Raw genomic sequence first — 1022 nt, 5'->3', positions numbered from 1 at the left:
CGGCCGCCTTCGCGGATCGCGAAGCGCAGACCTTCGTCCATCGCCACCGGGTTGATCAGCGTGACCACCATCTTCACGTTGTCGCCCGGCATCACCATCTCGGTGCCTTCCGGCAGCTCGCACGCACCCGTGATGTCGGTCGTGCGGAAGTAGAACTGCGGACGGTAGCCCTTGAAGAACGGCGTGTGACGGCCGCCTTCGTCCTTCGACAGGACATAGACTTCGGCTTCGAACTCGGTGTGCGGCTTGATCGAACCCGGCTTGGCCAGCACCTGGCCACGCTCGACGTCGTCACGCTTGGTGCCGCGCAGCAGCAGACCGGCGTTGTCGCCAGCCTGGCCCTGGTCGAGCAGCTTGCGGAACATTTCGACGCCCGTGACGGTCGTCTTCTGCACCGGACGGATACCGACGATTTCGATTTCCTCGCCGACCTTGATCACGCCGCGCTCGATGCGGCCGGTGACCACGGTGCCGCGGCCCGAGATCGAGAACACGTCTTCGACCGGCATCAGGAACGCCTTGTCGACGTCACGCTCCGGCTCCGGGATGAAGGTGTCGAGCGCGTCGACCAGCTTCAGGATCGCCGGCACGCCGATGTCGCTCTGGTCGCCTTCCAGCGCCAGACGGGCCGAGCCGTGGATGATCGGGGTGTCGTCGCCCGGGAAGTCGTACTTCGACAGCAGCTCGCGCACTTCCATCTCGACCAGCTCGAGCAGCTCGGCGTCGTCGACCATGTCGGCCTTGTTCAGGAACACGACGATGTGCGGCACGCCGACCTGGCGCGACAGCAGGATGTGCTCGCGGGTCTGCGGCATCGGGCCGTCAGCGGCCGAACACACCAGGATCGCGCCGTCCATCTGCGCAGCGCCGGTGATCATGTTCTTGACGTAGTCGGCGTGGCCCGGGCAATCGACGTGCGCGTAGTGGCGCGTCTCGGATTCGTATTCGACGTGTGCGGTCGAGATCGTGATGCCGCGCGCCTTCTCTTCCGGCGCCGCGTCGATCGCGTCGTAGGCCTTGAA

The 1022-nt window shown here is 65.7% G+C and carries 1 protein-coding gene; it reads right to left on the bottom strand.

Annotated elements, in window-relative coordinates; translation table 11 throughout:
* Positions 1-1022 (bottom strand): elongation factor Tu (gene tuf, locus V3391_RS17470; protein WP_332079742.1); only part of this gene is annotated, 1022 nt, incomplete at both ends.

This window comes from Luteimonas flava (assembly GCF_036584485.1).
Classification (GTDB): Bacteria; Pseudomonadota; Gammaproteobacteria; order Xanthomonadales; family Xanthomonadaceae; genus Luteimonas; species Luteimonas flava.
Note: the sequence above shows the minus strand (reverse complement) of the source record. Positions and strands in the feature narration are given on the sequence as shown.